General features: G+C 71.3%; 21 protein-coding genes. 7 read left to right on the top strand and 14 right to left on the bottom strand.

The window, feature by feature from the left end; translation table 11 throughout:
- Positions 1-51 precede the first annotated feature (51 nt).
- From CF165_RS00005 to menD, 3 genes are all read right to left on the bottom strand, one after another.
- Positions 52-501: a DUF3592 domain-containing protein gene (locus tag CF165_RS00005; RefSeq protein WP_093945313.1), complete on the bottom strand. Its 450-nt coding sequence runs from the start codon at positions 499-501 to the stop codon at positions 52-54.
- Between the two features lie 22 nt (positions 502-523).
- Entirely contained in the window at positions 524-2,038 is a 1,515-nt protein-coding gene (locus CF165_RS00010) for a M1 family metallopeptidase (protein WP_093945314.1), read from the bottom strand.
- A 121-nt stretch (positions 2,039-2,159) separates the two neighbouring features.
- Positions 2,160-3,836, bottom strand: coding sequence for a 2-succinyl-5-enolpyruvyl-6-hydroxy-3-cyclohexene-1-carboxylic-acid synthase (menD, locus tag CF165_RS00015; protein WP_167441287.1), 1,677 nt, complete (start codon positions 3,834-3,836; stop codon positions 2,160-2,162).
- A gap of 96 nt (positions 3,837-3,932) precedes the next feature.
- Here menD and CF165_RS00020 point away from each other — a divergent pair, with 96 nt between their 5' ends.
- The 4 genes from CF165_RS00020 to CF165_RS00030 all read left to right on the top strand — a co-directional run bounded on the left by CF165_RS00020 (position 3,933) and on the right by CF165_RS00030 (position 7,120).
- A complete protein-coding gene (locus CF165_RS00020; protein WP_093945316.1) occupies positions 3,933-4,856 on the top strand; it encodes a 1,4-dihydroxy-2-naphthoyl-CoA synthase in 924 nt (307 codons plus the stop codon).
- A gap of 1 nt (position 4,857) precedes the next feature.
- A complete protein-coding gene (menE, locus tag CF165_RS00025; protein WP_167441299.1) occupies positions 4,858-5,982 on the top strand; it encodes an o-succinylbenzoate--CoA ligase in 1,125 nt (374 codons plus the stop codon).
- Between the two features lie 51 nt (positions 5,983-6,033).
- Positions 6,034-6,177, top strand: coding sequence for a hypothetical protein (locus tag CF165_RS51660; RefSeq protein WP_167441288.1), 144 nt, complete (start codon positions 6,034-6,036; stop codon positions 6,175-6,177).
- Between the two features lie 70 nt (positions 6,178-6,247).
- Positions 6,248-7,120: a 1,4-dihydroxy-2-naphthoate polyprenyltransferase gene (locus CF165_RS00030; RefSeq protein ID WP_167441289.1), complete on the top strand. Its 873-nt coding sequence runs from the start codon at positions 6,248-6,250 to the stop codon at positions 7,118-7,120.
- Here the strand turns inward: CF165_RS00030 and cds1 are convergent.
- The 3 genes from cds1 to CF165_RS00045 are packed head-to-tail and all read right to left on the bottom strand — an operon-like array spanning position 7,117 to position 8,968.
- Positions 7,117-8,199, bottom strand: coding sequence for an L-cysteine desulfhydrase Cds1 (gene cds1, locus CF165_RS00035; RefSeq protein ID WP_093945318.1), 1,083 nt, complete (start codon positions 8,197-8,199; stop codon positions 7,117-7,119). The two genes, CF165_RS00030 and cds1, sit on opposite strands and share 4 nt — an antisense overlap.
- Positions 8,196-8,483, bottom strand: coding sequence for a DUF4229 domain-containing protein (locus CF165_RS00040; protein WP_093945319.1), 288 nt, complete (start codon positions 8,481-8,483; stop codon positions 8,196-8,198). The genes cds1 and CF165_RS00040 overlap by 4 nt, the downstream gene beginning before the upstream one ends.
- Before the next feature lie 11 nt (positions 8,484-8,494).
- Positions 8,495-8,968, bottom strand: a complete 474-nt coding sequence (locus CF165_RS00045; protein ID WP_167441290.1) for an Lrp/AsnC family transcriptional regulator — start codon at positions 8,966-8,968, stop codon at positions 8,495-8,497.
- A 278-nt stretch (positions 8,969-9,246) separates the two neighbouring features.
- On the opposite strand from CF165_RS00045, the gene CF165_RS00050 reads away from it, so the two are divergent.
- Both CF165_RS00050 and CF165_RS00055 read left to right on the top strand, forming a co-directional pair.
- A complete protein-coding gene (locus tag CF165_RS00050) occupies positions 9,247-9,459 on the top strand; it encodes a BldC family transcriptional regulator (protein ID WP_003081896.1) in 213 nt (70 codons plus the stop codon).
- Positions 9,460-9,605: 146 nt separating this feature from the next.
- Positions 9,606-9,791 carry a hypothetical protein gene (locus tag CF165_RS00055; protein WP_020643080.1) on the top strand — a complete coding sequence of 62 codons (186 nt, stop codon included), beginning with the start codon at positions 9,606-9,608 and terminating at the stop codon, positions 9,789-9,791.
- A 73-nt stretch (positions 9,792-9,864) separates the two neighbouring features.
- Here CF165_RS00055 and CF165_RS00060 read toward each other — a convergent pair whose 3' ends face one another.
- The 7 genes from CF165_RS00060 to hemL all read right to left on the bottom strand — a co-directional run bounded on the left by CF165_RS00060 (position 9,865) and on the right by hemL (position 17,357).
- Positions 9,865-11,178, bottom strand: coding sequence for a MinD/ParA family ATP-binding protein (locus CF165_RS00060; protein WP_093945321.1), 1,314 nt, complete (start codon positions 11,176-11,178; stop codon positions 9,865-9,867).
- Positions 11,179-11,255: 77 nt separating this feature from the next.
- Positions 11,256-12,224, bottom strand: a complete 969-nt coding sequence (ccsB, locus tag CF165_RS00065; RefSeq protein ID WP_093945322.1) for a c-type cytochrome biogenesis protein CcsB — start codon at positions 12,222-12,224, stop codon at positions 11,256-11,258.
- Positions 12,225-12,227: 3 nt separating this feature from the next.
- Positions 12,228-13,832, bottom strand: a complete 1,605-nt coding sequence (gene resB / locus CF165_RS00070) for a cytochrome c biogenesis protein ResB (protein WP_093945323.1) — start codon at positions 13,830-13,832, stop codon at positions 12,228-12,230.
- Positions 13,829-14,602 carry a cytochrome c biogenesis CcdA family protein gene (locus tag CF165_RS00075; RefSeq protein WP_093945324.1) on the bottom strand — a complete coding sequence of 258 codons (774 nt, stop codon included), beginning with the start codon at positions 14,600-14,602 and terminating at the stop codon, positions 13,829-13,831. The genes resB and CF165_RS00075 overlap by 4 nt, the downstream gene beginning before the upstream one ends.
- A 267-nt stretch (positions 14,603-14,869) precedes the next feature.
- On the bottom strand, positions 14,870-15,436 hold the full coding sequence (locus tag CF165_RS00080) for a TlpA family protein disulfide reductase (protein WP_093945325.1): 567 nt from the start codon (positions 15,434-15,436) through the stop codon (positions 14,870-14,872).
- Positions 15,433-16,059 (bottom strand): histidine phosphatase family protein, encoded by a 627-nt coding sequence (locus CF165_RS00085; protein WP_093945326.1) that lies wholly within the window; start codon positions 16,057-16,059, stop codon positions 15,433-15,435. Before CF165_RS00085 ends, CF165_RS00080 begins: the two co-directional genes overlap by 4 nt.
- A complete protein-coding gene (hemL, locus tag CF165_RS00090) occupies positions 16,056-17,357 on the bottom strand; it encodes a glutamate-1-semialdehyde 2,1-aminomutase (RefSeq protein WP_093945327.1) in 1,302 nt (433 codons plus the stop codon). Before hemL ends, CF165_RS00085 begins: the two co-directional genes overlap by 4 nt.
- 62 nt (positions 17,358-17,419) lie before the next feature.
- Here hemL and CF165_RS00095 point away from each other — a divergent pair, with 62 nt between their 5' ends.
- Entirely contained in the window at positions 17,420-17,896 is a 477-nt protein-coding gene (locus tag CF165_RS00095) for a TspO/MBR family protein (RefSeq protein WP_093945328.1), read from the top strand.
- Here CF165_RS00095 and CF165_RS00100 read toward each other — a convergent pair.
- Positions 17,893-18,405 (bottom strand): hypothetical protein, encoded by a 513-nt coding sequence (locus CF165_RS00100; RefSeq protein WP_093945329.1) that lies wholly within the window; start codon positions 18,403-18,405, stop codon positions 17,893-17,895. The genes CF165_RS00095 and CF165_RS00100 overlap by 4 nt on opposite strands.
- Positions 18,406-18,408: the final 3 nt, after the last annotated feature.

Below are 18,408 nucleotides of genomic sequence, written 5' to 3' on the forward strand. Positions count from 1 at the left end.
ATGTTGCAACCACCCCTAGAAACCGCCGTGTGGCGGGGGAGTTTCGGCTGGTCAGGCCGCCGCCGCGACTTCCGCCTTCGCGCGCTTGTCCTGCCTGCGGATCCACCACAAGGCCGGTCCGGCCACCAGCCACGTGAAGAACACGAAACTCCCCAGCGGCAGCAACGTGTTCGTCGCCGAGCGGCCGGCCACCCGGGCCAGTTCCGGGTCCGATGCGTCGTACTCGATGCGGACCAGCTGGCCCGCCGCCAGCCCGTCCGGGTACAGCACGCCGTTCGCCGGGCTGTGGACGATGCCGTCCGGGGTTTCGAAGTGGATGATCGTGCGGTCGAACGCCACCGAGTCGACCGTGGCCGTCGCCGTGCCGAGCTGGGCCGAGATCGCGCCGTCGTTGCGGATCGCCGCGAACAGCAGGCACACACACATCACGGTGAGGAGCGAGGCGACGCCGAGGGTGATCCACCACCCGGCGCGCCTCGCCCGCTCACCTCTCGTGCTCACGCCGCGAGCGTAGCGGTCCCGCCTACCCCGCGTGTGCCGCGGCGAGGAACCGGTGGTTCGCCTGGATCTGGTCGTACGAGTGCGGCTTCACGGAAGCCGAGCGGGCCGACAAAGACGACACAGCGCCGTTCGGGCCCACCGCGGGCTTGCCCGCCGTGTACAGCCAGGTCTGGAACAGGTCGTGCAGCGGCTTGCCCGAGATCTTCTCCGCCAGCGCGATGAACTCGAGGATCCGGCCGTCCTTCCCGCCCTTCTGCACCTGCCACGCCTGCAAAATGGCGAAGAACGCCTGGTCACCCACGGCCGTCCGCAGCGCCTGGAGCGTCAGCGCACCCCGGTCGTACACGGCGTTGTCGAACTGGTTGTCCGCGCCCGGGTCGGCCGGGACGAGCTTCCACAGGTCGCCGTCGGCCGGGTTCGAGTCGTACGTGTACTGCGCCAGCTCGGCGACCGTGCCCTCGCCTTCGTGCTCCGACCACAGCCACTCCGCGTAGGACGCGAAGCCCTCGTTCAGCCAGATGTCGCTCCAGCGGCCGAGCGAGACGTTGTCGCCGAACCACTGGTGGGCGTTCTCGTGCGCGATCAACGTCGTGTTCGAGCCCGCGCGGAAGTTGCGGACGCCGTACGTCGGCCGGGTCTGGTTCTCCAGGGAGAAGCCGATGCCGCTGGTCACGACGCCACCCTCGGCCTCGAACGGGTACGGCCCGAACTGCGTCGCCAGGAACTCGTCGATCTCCGGCGTCCGCTCGACACTGGCCTTCGCCGCGTACAGCGAGTCGCCGAGGTCGGCGCCGTACGCCGTGATGAACGGCTTGCCGTCGGGCGTCGCGGACTCGACGACCTCGTACTTGCCCACGATGAACGACGTCAGGTACGTGGCCTGCGGCTTCGTGCTGCGCCACTGCCAGCGCGTCCAGCCCGCACGGCTCTTCGTCTTGCGGACGAGGGTGCCGTTGGAGATGGCCGCGTTGTCGTCCGGCGCCTCGATGGAGACGTCGTAGGTGGCCTTGTCGGTCGGGTGGTCGTTGGCCGGGAACCACCACGCCGAGCTCTGCGGCTCGTCGATGCCGAGGGCGCCGAAGGAGCCCTTCTTCCACGCGTTGAGGCCGTCCACCGTCTCGGTCGACGGCGTGTCCGCGTAAGCGACGACGACGGTCGCGGTCTGGCCCTTGAGCAGCGGCTGAGCCGGGGTGACGACGAGCTCGCCGTTGCCGGTCTGGTTCGTGAACTGCGCCGGCCGGTTGTTCACCCGCACGCTCGACGCCTTCAGCGCGAAGTCCAGGTCGAACCGCGAGAGGTCCTGCGTGGCGGTGAGCAGCAGCGTCGTCGTGCCCGACAGGAGGTCGGTCGCGGGCCGGTAGGTCAGCCGGATGTCGTAGTGGAGCACGTCCGTGCCGCCGTTGCCGGCGTTCGGGTAGTAGGGGTCGCCGACGCCGGGGGCGCCGGGCGAGGGCGCCGCGCTCGCGGTGCCGGCGAGCAGCACCGAGACGACGCCGGCCGCGAGCGCACCGAAGCCGGTGCGCGTTCTTGCACGCATTCGATTTCCTCCTGCAGGAGTGAGAAGCAGCGCGCTCGAACGTAGCCAGGGCAGCCGGACACAGGAACAGCCAAAGGGAGGTTTCTTGCCTACTGGGATTCCACCCGGAAAGCGGTTGACGTCAGACCGCGGAGACGGCCGAAGACACCGCCGCGCGCAGGCGGGCGTGCAGGTCGCGGTGCCGAGAACGGTCCACCCGCACCTCCACCACCCGCAGCCCCGGCGCGGGCGCCAGCGCCGCCCGGAACTCCGTGAGGGTCTCCGCGACGACGTGCGGGACGCGGTAGCCCGCGCACAGGGCGCCCAGGTCGGCGCCGTGCGGGGTGCCGAAGACGCGCTCGAAGCTCGCCGCGTGCTCCGGCGCTCCCTGCTCGAGCAGGGAGAAGATGCCGCCGCCGTCGTCGTTGAGGATGACGATGGTCAGATCCGGTCGCTGCTCGGCGGGCCCGGTGAGCAGGCCCGACGCGTCGTGCAGGAACGTCAGGTCGCCCAGCAGCGCGTACGACGGGCCGCGGTGCACGTACGCGGCGCCGATGGCGGTCGAGACCGTGCCGTCGATGCCCGCCACACCGCGGTTGCGGTGCACGAGGACGTCCGGACGCAGCCGTCCGGCCAGCGCGACGTCGCGGGTCGGGTTGGACGAGCCGACCACCAGCAGCGAGTCCGGCGGCAGGGCGTCCACCAGCTCGGTGGCCACGCGCAACCCGCTCGGCCACGCCTCCCCGGCCAGCAGCTCGGCGACCGCCGAGGACGCCGCCGCGTCGGCCCGGCGCCAGCTCGCGAGCCACTCCGGGTCGGCGGGCTTGGTCGGCTCGTCGAACCACTGCCCGACCTGCCGGACGTTGTGCGCGGGCGCCGGCCAGTCCGAGTCCGGGCGCACCAGCAGCACCTCGACCGAGGCGTCCGAGAGCACGTTCTGGATCTGCCGGAACACCGTCGGGCGGCCGAGGCAGAGCACCTGCTCCGGCTTGTGCTTCCCGATGAACTCCTCGACGCCGAGCAGCCACGCGCCGGACGAGATCGCCGTGCCGCCGGACAGCCCGAGGCCGCCGGTCTCCGACACGACCGGCCAGCCGTGCTGCTCGGCCCACTCGCTGGCCGCCTGGACGCCGGTGTCGCACGCGATGACCAGGCCGTGGCGCGCCGAAGGCACCACGAACGACGGCAGCGCGCCGAAGTCCGGCAGCTCGGTCCAGCGGGAGCCGTCGGCGCGGCCGTCGAGTGATTCGTACCATTCGTCGTCGTCGTCGAGATCGGGCACGAGCGGCTCGCGGAACGGGATGTTCAGGTGCACCGGCCCGCAGCGCCACTCGCCGTACGCGGCGTTCCAGGCCCGGCAGATCTGGCTGCGCCAGTACGAGTTCTGCCCGGCCCGCCGCTCGGCGACGGCCAGCTCGTCGAAGTAGCGGACGGCGTCGCCGTAGAGCTGGTGCTGGTCGATGACCTGCGACGCGCCGGCCGCGCGCAGCTCGGGCGGCCGGTCGGCGGTCATCACGATCAGCGGGACGCCGGCCCGGTCGGCCTCGAGGACGGCGGGGTGGAAGTTCGCGGCCGCGGTGCCGGAGGTGCAGAGCACGGCCACCGGGCGGCCGGTGCGCGCGGCGATGCCGAGCGCCAGGAAGGCGGCGCCGCGCTCGTCGATCCGGACGTGGAGCTGCAGCTTCCCGGCGGCCGCGGCGTCGTACAGCGCGATCGACAGCGGCGCGTTGCGGGAACCGGGGCAAAGGACGACGTGGGAAACGGTGTTGCGGACGAGTTCGTCGACGATGACCCTGGCCTGCGCGGTGGAAGGGTTCACCGGCACGCCCCTGGTACGCCGGCAGCGTTTGATGCCGCCTCCGCGGGAGGGAGTACGTCGGCGGTGTTCATGTCCACACGTCCTATCCTCGCAAACGTGGATGACGCCCGAGTTTCCGAGCTGTTCGATCCGGCCGCGTGGACCGAGGTCGAAGGTTTCGCCTTCACCGACATCACCTACCACTGCTCCGCCGAGAGCCGGGGCGGCAAACGCGTCGTGCGCATCGCGTTCGACCGTCCCGAGGTCCGCAACGCCTTCCGGCCGCACACCGTCGACGAGCTCTACCGGGCGCTGGACCACGCCCGGATGAGCGCCGACGTCGGCTGTGTCCTGCTCACCGGGAACGGCCCCTCGCCCAAGGACGGCGGGTGGGCGTTCTGCTCCGGTGGTGACCAGCGTATTCGCGGACGGTCCGGGTATCAGTACGCGAGCGGGGAGACCTCCGACACGGTGGACCCCGCGCGGGCCGGCCGGCTGCACATCCTCGAGTGCCAGCGGCTCATCCGGTTCATGCCGAAACCGGTGATCGCGGTGGTGCCGGGCTGGGCCGCGGGTGGCGGGCACTCCCTGCACGTCGTGTGCGATCTCACGCTCGCCTCGGCCGAGCACGCGAAGTTCAAGCAGACCGACGCCGACGTCGGCTCGTTCGACGGTGGCTACGGCTCGGCCTACCTGGCGAAGATGGTCGGCCAGAAGTTCGCCCGGGAAATCTTCTTCCTCGGCCGCGAGTACTCCGCCGAGCAGATGCACCAGATGGGCGCGGTCAACGCCGTCGTCCCGCACGCGGACCTGGAAAAAGAGGCCCTGACCTGGGCGTGGGAGATCACCCGCAAGTCGCCGACGGCGCAGCGGATGCTGAAGTACGCGTTCAACCTCACCGACGACGGCCTGGTCGGCCAGCAGCTGTTCGCCGGCGAGACCACCCGGCTGGCGTACATGCAGGACGAAGCCGTCGAAGGCCGCGACGCGTTCCTCCAGAAGCGCGACCCCGACTTCAAGGACGTCCCCTATTACTACTGAGCTGCGCCCTCTCCACCTCGACGGTTCTCCCGAGGCGCTGGACACGCTGAAGAGGGCCGTCGCGGACGCGCTGGCCGGCGGCCCGGCCGTGCTGCCGTTCACCGATCCCGCGCTGCGCGACGCGATGGCCCCGGACGAGCCCGCCGAGCCGGGCACCGCCGTGGTCATCGCCACTTCCGGCTCGACCGGCGCACCCAAGGGCGTGCTGCTGTCGGCCCGCGCGCTGACCGCGTCGGCCGAGGCCACCCACGCCCGGCTCGGCGGTCCCGGGCACTGGCTGCTGGCCACCCCGGCGCACTACATCGGGGGGCTGCAGGTGCTCGTCCGGTCGCAGCTGGCGGGCACCGAGCCGGCCGTCCTGACCGGCACCGGCTTCCGGCCGGACGACTTCGCCGCCGCGGCCGCGACGCTGAAGGGCACTCGCCGGTACACCGCGCTGGTGCCGACCCAGCTGGTCCGCCTGCTCGACGACGGCGGCGCGGGCCTGGCCGCGGCGAAGACGTTCGACGCGATCGTGGTCGGCGCGGCGGCGACGTCCCCGTCCCTGCGGGAGCGCGCCGCCGACGCCGGCGTGCGGATCGTGCCCGCGTACGGGATGAGCGAGACGGCGAGCGGCTGCGTCTACGACGGCTTCCCCCTCGACGGCGTCCGCGTCGACGTCTCCGGCGACCGGATCCGCATCGCGGGCGACGTCCTCGCGCACGGCTACCGGCGGCGGCCGGACCTGACGGCCGAGGCCTTCCGCGACGGCTGGTTCACCACGTCCGACCGCGGGATCCGGCACGAAGACGGCCGGCTGGAGGTGCTCGGCCGGGCCGACGACATGATCAACACCGGCGGCGTGAAGGTCTCGGCGGCCGCGATCGAGCGGTGCCTCTGCGCGCAGCCGGGCGTGCGAGACGCGTGCGTCGTCGGCCTGCCGGACCCGGAGTGGGGCGAGGCCGTGGTGGCGCTCGTCGTGTCCTCCGGCGAGCCCGGTGACCTGCGGGCCGCGGTCCGGGCGGAGCTGGGGCCCGCGTCGACGCCGAAGCGCGTCGAGTTCACCGGCGCGCTGCCCCTGCGCGGACCTGGGAAGATCGACCGGGCGGCGGTGAAGGCCCGGCTCCAGCCGGGATCGAGCGGCTGAATGGCGGCACTTCGTTGACTTTCACGGGGTGCGCCCGGTTGGCTACCCACCATGACGCGCCTGATTCGCACCGCCTTGATCAGCACCGCCGTCGCCCTGGGGGTCCTCCTTCCCGCGGGGACGGCCCTGGCCGACGGTCCCACCGTGGACCCGAACAGCGGCTCGCTCGTCCTGCAGCAACCGACGACCGACTGACCTCGCCGGCCCCGGAGAAAGCGTCCGGGCTCCTGCCCGGCTACTGATCGACATGGCGTTGAATGGCGCCATGGCGAGCTTGAGCGAGTGGATCGAAGGGGCCCGGCCGCGGACGCTGCCCAACGCGGTGGCGCCGGTGGTGGCGGGCGCCGGCGCGGCGATCGCGCTGGACGCGTTCTCCTGGTGGCGTTCGGTGCTGGCGCTGCTGGTCTCCCTCTCGCTGATCGTCGGCGTCAACTACGCCAACGACTACTCCGACGGCATCCGCGGCACGGACGAAAACCGCGTCGGGCCGCTGCGGCTGGTCGGCTCCGGCGTCGCCGCGCCGAAGGCCGTGCTGGCCGCCGCGCTGGTCTCCCTGGGCCTCGCCGGGGTGCTGGGGCTGGTCCTGGTGGCCGTCAGCGGCCACTGGTGGCTGCTCGCGATGGGCGCGCTGTGCATCCTCGGCGCGTGGTTCTACACCGGCGGCAAGAAGCCCTACGGCTACTACGGCTTCGGCGAGATCGCGGTCTTCGTGTTCTTCGGCCTGGCCGGCGTCCTCGGCACGGTGTACGTCCAAGCGGACCGGGTGAGCTGGCCGGCGCTGGCGTGCGCGATCGCGGTCGGCTGCTTCTCGACGGCGGTCCTGACGGCCAACAACCTGCGTGACATCCCGACCGACATCGAGGCGGGCAAGCGCACCCTGGCCACCCGCCTGGGCGACAAGGGCACGCGACGGCTCTACCTGGTGCTGGTGACGGTGCCGGTCCTGGTGAGCTTGGCCCTGGCGGCCACCGACTACCGGCTGACGCTGCTGGCCGGCCTGACCGTCGGCCTGCTGCTCCCGGCGATCGGCGCGGTCCACGGCGGGAAGACCGGGCGCGAGCTGATCCCCGCCCTGCGCGACACCGGCTTCGCCATGCTCGCCTGGGCCGTGTCCACCGCGGTCCTGATGAACCTCTAGCTCTCCGGGACGAACTTCCCGGTCGTCAGGAACTCCTCGAACAACGCCGTGTGCGGCGCGAGGTCCAAGCCCTGCTTCGCGACCCACTCGTCGTTGTAGTAGGTGTGCGCGTACCGCTCGCCGCCGTCGCACAGCAGCGTGACGATGCTGCCCGCCTGGCCGTCCTCGACCATGCGCGAGATGAGCCGGAACGCGCCGTAGAGGTTGGTGCCGGTCGAGCCGCCCGCCCAGTGGCCGGTCCGCTCGCGGAGCAGCCGGATGGCCGCCAGCGAGCCCGCGTCGGGGATCCGGAACATCTCGTCGATGACGCCGGGGACGAACGACGGCTCGCACCGCGGGCGTCCGATCCCCTCGATCCGCGACGGCATGCCGGTGGCGTAGTCCAGGGCTCCGGTCTCCCAGGCGCCGTAGAACGACGAGTTCTCCGGGTCGACGACGCAGACCTTCGTCGTGTGCCGCTTGTAGCGGACGTACCGGCCGAAGGTCGCGCTCGTACCGCCGGTGCCGGCGCCGACGACGATCCACGTCGGGATCGGGTGGCGCTCCGAACGCATCTGCGCGAAGACCGACTCGGCGATGTTGTTGTTGCCGCGCCAGTCCGTCGCGCGCTCGGCGTAGGTGAACTGGTCGAGGTAGTGCCCACCGCATTCCGCCGCGAGCCGCTCCGCCTCGGGGTACATCGCCGGGGCCGCGTCGACGAAGTGGCATTCGCCACCGTAGAACTCGATGAGCGCGACCTTCTCCTGCGACGTGCGCCGCGGCACGACGGTGATGAACCGCAGCCCGAGCATCCGCGCGAAGTAGGCCTCGGACACCGCGGTCGACCCGCTGGAGGCCTCGACCAGCACGGTGTCCGGGCCGATCTGGCCGTTGACCAGCCCGTAGAGGAACAGCGACCGGGCCAGCCGGTGCTTCAGGGAGCCGGTCGGGTGGACGGACTCGTCCTTCAGGTACAGGTCGATGCCCCACTCCGGGGGCAGCGGGAAGACGTGCAGGTGCGTGTCGGCGCTGCGGTTGGCGTCGGCCTCGATGATCCGGACGGCCTCGCGGACCCAGCTGCGGCTGTGCAGGCGGCTCATTCCGGCTGACCGGCCGCGTCGCCGCGCAGCTGCGCGCGCAGCTCGGCACGGGCGCGGGCCCGCTTCTCGTTGCGCTTCGCCAGCCCGGCGGTCACGCGGGCGTTGAGGCCGCGGAAGAGCAGCAGGCCGAGCGGCAGCCCGACGACCAGGCCGATGAGCAGAGCGACCAGCAGCGGCACGGTCGCCAGCGTCAGCGCCCACGCGATCACCGCGACCAGCACGAACCGCGCCAGGAGGTACAGCGTCAGGTCACGGGCCAGGTTCGGGGCCTTCTCGTCGCTCACATCAACGCAGGCTACGCCCCGCCTTGCCGGTCCCTCTGCAGCCCCGCGTTGTTCGGCCGGCCTTCGAAGCGCGTCGAGAGCACCACGGTGGTGTTCGTCCGCCCGACGCCGGGAATGCGGCGGAGCCTGCCGAGGGTCCGCTCCAGCTCGTCGACGGTCGGCACGCGCACCTTGACGACGAACGCCTCGTCCCCGGCCACCGCGTAGCAGCTCTCGACCTCGTCGAGCTCGGCGAGCGCGTCGGCGACGTCGTCCTCCGTGGCGGTGTCGGTCGGGTGGATGCTGACGAGGGCGGTGACGCCGAGGCCGACCGAGCTGGGGTCGACGACCGCGTGGTAGCCGGTGATCACGCCGGCCGCTTCCAGCTTGCCCACCCGCTCGTGCACCGAGGACGCGGACAACCCGACGGCTCGTCCGAGGTCCGCGTAAGTGGCCCGTCCGTTGATGCGCAACGCTGCGATGATCTTCCGGTCCAACTGATCCACAGGATCACTCTATGCGGTCGGACAATCCCCCATTGGCACCACGCCCCACGCCCGGTACCGCGCCGAGATGGCGTCCTGGCACGTCACGTCACCGCACAGTGGTTGCTGACGCCAAACAACGTGTCCGTTTTGACCTTTAAGGGCTCTTTACTCGCGGACAACCGTTCGAGTACCCGACGGGTGAAGTGCAACGATTGCCGTGTTGGCTACCCCGGCGCGACGAGCAGAAGGGCTCGGACGCCTCCGGTATAGCAGTGAGTTCGTTAAGGAGGCGGAAAATGACCGCGACGATGGGCGGACGCCTGCTCACCCCTGGCGAGGTGGCAGCGCTGTTCCGAGTGGACCCCAAGACGGTGACCCGGTGGGCGACCGCGGGCCGGATCGGCTCGATCCGCACCCCCGGCGGACACCGGCGGTTCCGGGAGTCCGAGGTGAACGAGCTCCTCGCCGAGCTGACCACCGACGCGAGCGAACCGGCGCGCAACGCCTGAACCATCTCCGGCGCGGGGCCGTGTCGGGTACGGGGGAACCACCCCGTCCCGCACGGCCCCTCGTGTATTGCCGACCCGGCTTGAGCCCATCACACGGCCGGAGAGGTTAACCTCGGGGGACTGGCAGCCATACGGAAGGATCCGGCATGCTCGCTCTGCTCGCGGCGGTCGGCGCGCTGGTCGTCGCCCTGCTCCTGTGGCGGTCGTTCGCCGGCCAGCGGATCGGGGTCCCGTCGACCGCCCGCCGCGCGCCCCTCGCCCCGGACGACGACCCCGACTTCCTGCGCCAGCTGGCCGAACAGCAGCGCAAGCGCCGGGACGAAGACCTCTAGGCAGTCCTTTACCTTCACCGCCGGCTCGTGAGTGAGAAACGGTGTTCTAACACTGTTTCTCACTCACGACCGGTCAGCGGTAGCCCTGGGAGAGCGGGGTCGCGAAGCCGTCGGCGACGGTCGCCGCCAGGTCCAGCAGGGCCAGGCGGGTTTCGCCGGACAGGCGGTCCAGCTCGATCTCGGCGCCTTCCTCCAGGTGCGGGTCGAACGGCACCTTGCACACCGCCCTGACCTTCGCGCCGAAGTGCGCCGACAGCTTGTCGAGGTCGACCGAGCCACCCTTGGGCCGGACCGAGTTGATCACCGCCACCGAGCGTTTCACCAGCTCGCCGTAGCCGTGGGCTTCGAGCCAGTCCAGCGTCGCCGAAGCGCTGCGGGCGCCGTCGACCGAACCGGACGACACCACGACCAGCGCGTCCGCGACGTCCAGGACGCCCTTCATCGCCGAGTGCATCAGCCCGGTCCCGCAGTCGGTGAGCACGATGTTGTAGAAGTGCTCCAGCAGGTTGATCGTGCGCCGGTAGTCGCCCTCGGAGAAGGCCTCCGACACGGCCGGGTCCTGCTCGCTGGCCAGGATCTCCAGCCGGCTCGAGCCCTGGGACGTGTAGGACCGGACGTCGCTGTAGCGCGTGATGCGGGCCGCGTCGCGCAGCAGGTGGCGGACCGTCGCGGTGGTCTCCAGCGGGATCTTCTGCGACAGCGTGCCGCGGTCCGGGTTGGCGTCCACGGCGACGACGCGGTCGCCGCGCAGGGACGCGAACGTCGAGCCCAGCGTCGTCGTCACGGTGGTCTTGCCGACGCCGCCCTTCAGCGACAGCATCGCGATCTTGTAGCACCCGCGCAGCGGCTGGTTGACGCGCGCGATGAGCTCGCGGCGCTGGGTGTCCGCCGGGCTCTCCCCGGGGTTGACCAGCTTCCCGGTGCCGACGTAGAGCGCCTTGCGCCAGCCGGACTGCGGTGGCCGCTTGGTCTGCTTGACCAGGTGCGCGGTCGACAGGTCATGGCCGTGGCCGGGCTGCTGCGGCGCCGCGTGGCGGCCGCCCTGGGGCTGCGGCAAACCCGACGGCTGCTGAGGCTGCTGCGGGTACTGCGCCTGCGCGTACTGCTGGGCCGGGTCGTACTGGGGCTGCAGCGGCGGCAGGTTCTGGTCGTAGCCGTAGGGCATCTGGTGCGGACCGGACACGGCGGGGTTGGGCACCTGGTGCGGGCCCGAAACCGCCGGGTTGGGCGGCGGCGCCACCGCCTGCGTGGGCTGCAAGTCGTACGCGCCCGACGTCTCGGGGTGCGGGTGCGAGTCCGTCCGGTCGTCGGCGAACAGCCCCGGCTGCTGCGGGGCAGCGGCCTGGTCGGGGTGGCCAGGAGCCGATTCTTCGCTGGGTCCGGTCACCGGTGAAAACCTCCGCGCGCTCCGCCTGACACATCAGTCCCCCGATGTCGACGGTAGTCGGCGGACGCGCGCGATGCTCAGCCCACCCCGGCGTAGGAGTGCAGGCCGACCGAGACGAGGTTCACGAAGAACAGGTTGAAGATCATCGCCGCGAACCCGACGATGTTGATGACCGCGGCCCGCGCCCCGCGCCACCCCGCGGTCGCCCGTGAGTGCAGGTAGGCCGCGTAGACCACCCAGGCGATGAACGCGCAGGTCTCCTTGGGGTCCCAGCCCCAGAACCGGCCCCACGCCGACTCGGCCCAGACGGCGCCGCAGAGCACGCCGAAGGTGAACACCGGGAAGGCGAAGATGGTGGTCCGGTAGGCGATCCGGTCGAGGACCTCGGCCGCGGGCAGCTTCGAGGCGAACCGGGCGAACTTCGTGGCGTCCTTTTCGTAGGCCGCGCGGAACAGGAAGAGCACGCTCGCGACACCCGGCACGAGGAAGACGCCGGAGCCGATGATGGCCGCCGAGACGTGGATGACCAGCCAGTACGACTGCAGCGCGGGCTGCACCGGCGCCGCGATCGTGTACAGCAGCGTGCCGTTGATGAACATCAGGATCACGACGGGCAGCAGCAGGAAGCCGGTGAGGTGCCGGACCGGGAACTTCGTCATCACGACGATCCAGGTGACCACCGCGATGAAGGTGACGGCCATGCCGTACTCGTACATGTTGCCCCACGGCGCGCGGTGCACGGCGAGCCCGCGCAGCACGATCGCCGACAGCTGCAGCAGCGCGCCGAGCACGAGCAGCGCCGCGCCCATCCGGCCGATCCGCTCGGGGCGGCCGACCTCGCGCTGCGCGGCCGGGACCTCCTCGACCGGCGGCCCGCCGGCGCCGACGAGCTCGCGCGCCCGCAGCTTGGCGCGCTCGGTCGCGAGCCTGCCCTTGGCGCCGAAGCCCTGCTCGATCAGGGTGAACATCAGCGCGACGACGTAGATCGCCGCGGCGGTGGTGTACAGCCAGTCGCTGTAGGTCGACAGCGTCTCGTTGATCGGCATGCCTCAGCCCTTCTGCCCACTGATCAGGCGTTCGCTGACCCGGTGGAACTCTTCGCCGTACCCGGCCTGGTCGGTGCGGGCCAGCCCGGCGACCTCGATCACGGTACCCGGCTCGTCTTCGGTTCCCGGCTTCACCCGCACCCACAGCCGACGGCGCTTGACCAGCAGGGACGCGCCGAGGCCGACGAACATCGCGACGGCGAAACCGAGCACGAACCCCTGCGTCGGGTCGTGGGAGACCTGCAGCGACACCCACTGGCCGACGCCGTCGAAGCGGACCTTCGTGCCGTCGTCGAGCTTGATCTCCTGGCCGACCTTCAGGTTCTCGCGGGCGATCTTCTTCAGCCTGCCGTCGTCGACGAGCGACTGGTCGACCTCGAACACGGACTGGCCGCGCCCGGCGTCGAGGCCGAGGTCACCCCGCAGGATGTCGACGGCGACGGCGGGGTCGTCCGGCTCGGGCGCCGACGACGTCAGGACGTTCCCGTGCAGGAAGGCGGTCGGCGCGAAGAGGCCGGTGACGGCCAGCTGGCGGGTCCGCCGCTGCACCTCGTCGGTGATGCCGGGCTGGTCGAACTTCGTCGCGCCTTCGGCGAGCATCGTGCTCGGGTCGACCGTGCGCCACTGGGTGTTCAGCGTCCGCCGGGTGCCGTCCGGGAAGGTGACCGTGAACTTCGGCGAGTAGCCGTGGCCGAGCAGGTAGACGCGGTCGCCGGCGGTGCGCAGCGGCGAGTTGACCTCGAGGCCGTACGGGCGCCAGGTGTTCGTCTCGAGGTCCTGGCCGGACTGGTACTCGATGTTCGAGTGGTAGTAGTCGGGCTGGCCGGACTGGGTGTAGCGCGCGGTGAAGTCGTTCACCTTCACGCAGAACGGGTCGAGGTCGGTGCCGTCGACGCGCAGGCCCGCGTTGAAGGAGTCGTAGTTGTAGATGCCCGCGTTGCAGAACGTGCTGCCGTCGGCCTGGACGATGACCTGGCCCTCGTAGCCGTAGAGCTTGCCGAGGGCGAAGAACACGATCAGGCCGAGCATGCTGAAGTGGAAGATCAGGTTGCCGGTCTCGCGGAGGAAGCCGCGTTCGGCGGAGATCGTGCGGACACCGCCGTCCTCTTCGCGCTCGATGCGGCGCCAGCCGGAGAGCTGCTTGTGGACGGCGGCGATCTCGGCGGCAGCGTCTGACACGTCGGCCTTGCCGCGGCCGAGCCGGTAGTGCGGCATCCGGGACAGGTTGCGCGGCGTCAGCACCGGCTTGGCGCGCATCGCCCGGACGTACTCGAAGCTGCGCGGGGTCAGGCACCCGATGAGCGAGATCATCAGCAGCAGGTAGATCGCCGAGAACCAGATGCTGGAGTAGACGTCGTAGAACTCGAGCTTGTCGAGCAGGGTCCCCCACCAGCCGTGGGCGGCGATGTAGTCGTCGACCTTGGGGGCGTTGAGCTTCCGCTGCGGCAGGAGCGCGCCGGGCAGGGCGGCCAGGGCGAGCAGGAACAGCAGGACGAGCGCGGTCCGCATCGACGTCAGGCCGCGCCAGGTGTTGCGCAGGAAGGCGAAGGTGCGCTTGGCGGGCGTCGGGCCCTGCGGTGCCTTGGGCGGCGCTTCGGTGGTCGTCACAGCGGCAGCCTCAGGTCGACGGCGAGTTCGTTGCGGAGCCAGCCCATCAGATCGCCCCAGACGCCGGTGACCAGCAGGAGGCCGACGATCAGCAGCAGCACGCCGCCGAAGATCTGCACCTGGCGGCCGTGCCGGCGGACCCAGTCGGTGGCGCGCACGGCCCACCGGGCGCCGAGGGCGATGAGCAGGAACGGCAGCCCGAGGCCGAGGCAGTAGACGGCGATCAGCACGTACCCGCGAACCTCGGCACCGCCGGTCGCGCTGGCCAGGGTGGTGACGGCCGACAGCGTCGGGCCGATGCAGGGCGTCCAGCCGAGCCCGAAGATGGCGCCGAGCAGCGGGGCACCCCAGATGCCGCCGCGCGGGACGCGGTGGGAGCGGACCTCGCGCTGCAGGCCGGGGATCCAGCCGAGGAACACCAGCGCCATGGCGATGGTGAGCACGCCGCCGAGGCGCTGCAGCAGGTCCTGGTTGAGGGTGAGGGTGGCAGTCAGCCAGACGAGGGTGCCGAACGTGCCGACGAAGACGACGGTGAACCCGAGCACGAACAGCAGGGCGGCCCCGACGACGGCCCACCGGCCCTTCTTGCGCCCCTCGTCGGCCCGGACGGCCGGAGCATCCGCACCGACGAGCGCGGCGAGGTACGCGAGGTACCCCGGCACGAGCGGCACGACGCACGGCGAGGCGAAGGAGATGGCGCCGGCCAGCAGTGCGACGCCCGCGGCGAGCAGCAGCGGTCCGGAGATCGCCAGCTCGGTCACGGAGTTCACCCCGTTGAGGGTAGGCAGTGAGGTCCTGGTGAGAACGCCGGGGCCGCTTCACAGGACCTCGGTCACAGCAGATCAGGACCTTGGTCCTGGTGGTACCCGCCACCCCGAAGCCGGATTGTGACTACGGCCGGAGCACCGCGTCAAGGCGGGAAAGCGTGCCTTGACCCGGCACTACCGGCCGTGTTTCGGCTTCGTATCGGGGTGGGGGAGGGTCTGGGTGGAGTGCTGGTCATGCCATCAGCCTGCCGGTTTTGTCCCCGGTCGCGTTCAGGCTTCCGCGTTCAGCCGCTGCGTCACCGGGAGCAGGTCCTGGGCCAGCACCGGCCGCAGGAACACCGCCGCCACGCGGTGCTGTTTGTCCAGCACGATCGTCGACGGGATGATGTTCCGCGGGTAGCCCGTCAGCTTGAGCAGGACCCGGCCGTCCGGGTCGTAGATCGACGGGTACGTCAGCCCGCGGTCCCGGACGAAGTCCTGGGCCACGTCCCGCGCCGGGTCGCGGACGTCGATGCCCACCACCTGGACGCCGGTCGCCTGCTTCGCCAGCGACTCCATCTCCGGGGCCTCCGTGCGGCACGGGCCGCACCACTGGCCCCACAGGTTGAGCACCACGACCTTGCCGGGGAAGTCCGCCAGCGACAGCTGCTTGCCCTCGGTCATCAGGTCTTCGCCCGCCAGGACCGGGGCCGTCTGGCGCTGGGCGACGTCGTAGGTGATGTCGACCTTGCCGCCCGGGGAGACGAAGCTGAAGCTGCTCCCCTGCACCACCGCGTCCTTGCCCGCGCTGCACCCGGCCAGCGCCAGCACGGCGAGGACCGCCCAGACCAGCCTCATGCCCCGGTCACCTTCGGGTCCGTGGCGCCCGCGGGCTCGCTGTAGACGATCTCCCGCAGCTCGTCGCCGTCGAACACCAGCGACGTCAGCGACGCCAGCGAGCACTGGCGGCGCCGGGGGTCGTGCCACAGGCGCTTGCCCTCGAGGAACCGCCGCAACGTCCAGATCGGCAGCTGGTGCGACACGCACAGCGCCTCGTGACCGACCGCCGCCTCGCGGGCCCGGTGGACCGCGCCCAGCATCCGGTGCGCGATCTCGAGGTACGGCTCGCCCCACGACGGCTTGAACGGGTTGACCAGCTTCGGCCAGTGGCGCGGCTCCCGCAGCGCGCCGTCGCCGACCGCCACGTGCAGGCCCTCGAACTGGTTGCCCGCCTCGATCAGGCCCTCGTCGGTCGCGATGTCGAGCCGGTGCGCCGCGGCGATCGGCGCCGCCGTCTCCTGGGCCCGCTGCAGCGGCGACGCCACGACGTGCACGAGGTCGTGGCCCGCGACGGCCTCGGCGACCGTCAGCGCCTGCCGCTGCCCGCGCTCGGAGAGCCGGTAGCCCGGCAGACGGCCGTACAGGACCTTCTCGGGGTTGTGCACTTCGCCGTGACGCAGCATGTGGACGACGGTGGTCACTGGACGGCTCCAGCCGCCGCGCGCGCCGCCGCGGGCAGGGCCGCTTCGATCACCGAGAACGCTTCGTCGTCCATCGCCGCGTTGACGAACCAAGCCTCGTACGCGCTCGGGGGCGCGTACACGCCTCCGTCGAGCAACGCGTGGAAGAACGGCGGGAACCGCCACGTCTCGGACGCCTGTGCGCCGGCGTAGTCGCGTACGGGCTCTTCGCCGAAGAACACGCTCACCAAGTTGCCCGCGTACTGGACGTTGTGCGCAACGCCGGCTTCGCTCAAAGCGGCGCGGAAGAGGTTGCCGAGGCGCTTCGCGTTGGCGTCGAGAGCCGCGTACACGGCGTGGTCGGCCGCGCGCAGCGTCGCCAGGCCCGCGGCCACCGCGACGGGGTTCCCGGAGAGCGTCCCGGCCTGGTAGACCGGCCCACCCGGGGCGAGCTTGGCCATCACGTCGGCGCGGCCGCCGAAGGCCGCCGCCGGCAAGCCACCGGACATCACCTTGCCGAACGTGTAGAGGTCGCCGGCCACGCCTTCGAGGCCGAACCAGCCCGCGGCCGAGACACGGAAGCCGGTCATCACCTCGTCCATGATCAGCAGCGCGCCGTGCTCGTGGGCGATCTCACGCAGGCCCGCGTTGAAGCCGTCGGCCGGCGCGACCGCGCCCATGTTGCCCGCCGCCGCCTCGGTGATCACCGCGGCGATCTCCCCCGGATTGTCCACAAAGGACTTCCGGACGGCGTCGAGGTCGTTGTAGGGCAGCACCAGCGTGTCGGCGGCCTGCGCCCCGGTGACACCCGGCGACGTCGGCAGCCCGAGCGTCGCGACGCCGGAGCCGGCCTGGGCGAGCAGCGCGTCGACGTGACCGTGGTAACACCCGGCGAACTTCACGATCTTCGACCGGCCGGTGAACCCCCTGGCCAGCCGGATCGCGCTCATCGTGGCCTCGGTGCCCGAGTTGACCAGCCGCACCTGCTCGACCGGCTCGACGCGGCCGATGATCTCCTCGGCCAGCTCGACCTCGCCGATGGTCGGCGTGCCGAACGAAAGCCCGGACGTCGCCGCCGCGCGCGCCGCCTCGACGACCGCCGGGTGCGCGTGGCCCAGGATCATCGGCCCCCACGACGACACCAGGTCGACGTAGCGGTTGCCGTCGGCGTCCCACAGGTGCGGGCCCTCGCCGCGGACCATGAACCGCGGGGTGCCGCCGACCGAGTTGAACGCCCGGACCGGCGAGTTCACCCCGCCCGGGGTGGCCGCCTTCGCGCGTTCGAACCATGCCTTGGACTGCTCGGTTCCACTGTTCACGGGGTTCAGTCTCGCAAACCCGCCTAGGATGGCGGGACGCCGCCCGGGGAGGGGAACAGCCGGTGACCGAACGCGTGCCGCACCGCAACCCGTGGCTGATGCTGGCCGGCTTCCTGGGCGTCGTCGCCGTGGTCGCGGTGGTCGGCGCACTGGCCGCGACGTCGGCGAAGGACGTCTACGCCCGCCTCGAACAGCCGCCGTGGGCGCCACCCGCGGCCGTGTTCGGTCCGGTGTGGACCGTGTTGTACGTCATGATCGCGGTGTCCGGCTGGCTGTACTGGCGCACCGACGGCGAGACGCGCGGGTTCGCCGCGTACGGCATCGGCCTGCTGTTCAACCTGCTCTGGACGCCGCTGTTCTTCGAAGGCGGCGCGGCGCGGGTGGCGCTGGCCGACATCGTGGTGCTGGACGTCGTGGTGGTCGTGACGATCGTCCTGTTCGCCCGCCGGTCGAAGCTCGCCGCCGCGTTGCTGGTGCCCTACCTGGGCTGGATCCTCTACGCGACGGCGCTCAACACCGCGGTCGTCGTGCTCAACTAGCGCGCGGCCTGCTGGGTGATGGCCTGCGCGGTCACCGTGCCGTCGTCGCCCGCCTGGCCCTGGACGACGACCGTCGCGCCCGGCTTGAGGTCCGACAGCTTGCCCGGCTGGGTCACCCCGACCGTCGTGGAGTCCGATGTGGACACCTTGACGTCGGTGCCCTGCGCGGTCTTCACGTACACCGTGGTGCCGTCGACGTGGTCCACCGTGCCGGTGGTCCCGCGGCCGCCGCGGAATCCGCCACCCTGCTGACCGGTGCTGGCCTGCTGGCCACCTTGGGTACCACCGGCCTGCCGCGCGGGCGTCGACGGCGAAGACGAGCCGAACGCCGCGTGCGTCCAGGCGCCGCCGGCGAACGCGATCGCGAGGACGACGAGCCCGGCGAGCACCACCGTGGTGCGCGAAAACGGCTTCGCGGCGTAGCGCATTTCGGCGTTCAGGTCACCGTCGACCGCCGGGCTGGCGATGATGTCCTCGGCGTTCGGCGGGGTCGTGGTGGACGAAGACATGCG

It is taken from the genome of Amycolatopsis vastitatis (genome assembly GCF_002234595.1).
Classification (GTDB): Bacteria; Actinomycetota; Actinomycetes; order Mycobacteriales; family Pseudonocardiaceae; genus Amycolatopsis; species Amycolatopsis vastitatis.